Raw genomic sequence first — 1382 nt, forward strand, 5'->3', positions numbered from 1 at the left:
ACGGTGGGTCGCCATGGCTGAGCGCGCGCGGGGCGTCGCCGCGGCCGACGTGCTCGACGAGGTGAGGCGCCGCGCCGCCGAGGGCGACGGCCGCACGGGCGCGGAGGCGATCGTCGCCGTCGTGCGCGAGCACGGCGCCGTGCTCGGGCGCGAGGACCTCGCGTCGCTCGTGCGCACGGTCCGGGCCGAGGTCGAGGGGGCGGGTCCCCTCCAGCCGCTCCTCGAGCTGCCCGGGGTGACGGACGTGCTGGTCAACGGCCCGGACGCCGTCTGGGTCGACCGGGGTCGCGGGCTCGAACGGGCCGACGTCGACCTCGGGGACGCCGCCGCGGTCCGCGCGCTCGCCGTCCGGCTCGCCGCAGCGGGCGGTCAGCGTCTCGACGACGCCGCGCCCGTCGCCGACGCCCGCCTCCCGGACGGCACGCGCCTGCACGCCGTCCTGCCGCCCGTGTCGCCCGGCGGCGCCCTGCTGTCGCTGCGCGTGCTGCGGCGCACCGCCTTCCCGCTCGCGGACCTCGTCGCGGACGGCACGGTGGCGACGGCGGTCGAACCCGTGCTGCGTGCGCTCGTCGCCCGGCGCGCCAACGTGCTCGTCTCGGGTGCCACGGGCACGGGCAAGACGACGCTCCTCGCGAGCCTGCTCTCGCTGGTCCCGCACGACGAGCGGGTCGTCGTCATCGAGGAGGTCGGCGAGCTGGCACCTGACCACCCGCACGTCGTCCGGCTCACGGCCCGCCGGGCGAACGTCGAGGGCGCGGGCGAGGTCGACCTCGTGGCCCTCGTGCGGCACGCGCTCCGCATGCGTCCCGACCGCATCGTGCTCGGCGAGGCGCGCGGTGCCGAGCTGCGTGAGGTCCTCACGGCCCTGAACACCGGGCACGAGGGCGGCTGGGCGACCCTGCACGCGAACGCCGCGCGCGAGGTCCCCGCCCGGCTCGAGGCGCTCGGGGCGCTCGCCGGGATGGCGCCCGAGGCCGTCGCGGCCCAGGCCCTCGGCGCGGTCCACGCGGTCGTCCACCTGCGCCGCGACGACGGGCGCCGGCGCGTCGCCGAGCTCGGCGTGGTGGAGCGTGCCCACGACCAGCGGCACCCCGGCACCGTGGGTGGTGTCGGGCTGCGGGTCGTCCCGGCGCTCCTCGTGTCGGCGGACGGCGGGGTGACGACAGGTCCTGGCTGGGCGCTGCTCGAGGAGCGCTGCGGGCTCCGAGGGTGGGCGGGATGAGCCGCGCGGCGCGTCTCCGTGCGGCACCCGGGCGCGAGGGCGCGACGGTCCCGACGAAGCGACGCCGGCGCGCGCAGCAGGGTGTGCGACCCGGCTCGTCGGCCGAGCTCGCGGACCTCGTCGCGGCCGTCACGTGCGTCGCGGCGGCGCTGCGCAGCGG

Annotated in this window: 1 protein-coding gene; it reads left to right on the forward strand. The window is 78.9% G+C overall.

Going from position 1 to position 1382, the window contains the following annotated elements; all coding sequences use genetic code 11:
* Positions 1–13 precede the first annotated feature (13 nt).
* Positions 14–1222, forward strand: coding sequence for a TadA family conjugal transfer-associated ATPase (locus tag ICW40_RS17590; protein ID WP_221655304.1), 1209 nt, complete (start codon positions 14–16; stop codon positions 1220–1222).
* The last annotated feature ends 160 nt before the right edge of the window (positions 1223–1382 follow it).

The organism is Actinotalea ferrariae, from assembly GCF_019733465.1.
GTDB classification, from domain to species: Bacteria; Actinomycetota; Actinomycetes; order Actinomycetales; family Cellulomonadaceae; genus Actinotalea; species Actinotalea ferrariae_A.

Coding starts and splice junctions, on each gene's coding strand:
- ICW40_RS17590 (WP_221655304.1), top strand. CDS start 14: ATGGCTGAGCGCGCGCGGGGCGTCGCCGCGGCCGACGTGCTCGACGAG.